Annotated in this window: 1 protein-coding gene; it reads left to right on the forward strand. The window is 70.4% G+C overall.

Annotated elements, in window-relative coordinates; translation table 11 throughout:
- The coding region (locus ALMP_RS42895; protein ID WP_264937483.1) for an RHS repeat domain-containing protein at positions 1–203 on the forward strand (203 nt) is incomplete at both ends.

Genomic DNA, 203 nt, shown 5'->3' on the forward strand with positions numbered 1-203 from the left:
GTCACCACCACCCAGATCGAGCGCAAGCCCCTGCCCGGCGCCTTCACCACCCGCAACGAGTACGACGACGCGGGCAACGTGGTGAAGCAGACCTCGCCGGGCGGCGCGGTCAGCCAGTACACCTACGACGGGCTCAGCCAGCTGACCAGGCTGCAGGAGGCCAGCGGCGCCATCACCCAGTTCGGGTACGACGCCTCGGGCCG

This window comes from Streptomyces sp. A012304, from assembly GCF_026008495.1.
Taxonomy (GTDB): Bacteria; Actinomycetota; Actinomycetes; order Streptomycetales; family Streptomycetaceae; genus Streptomyces.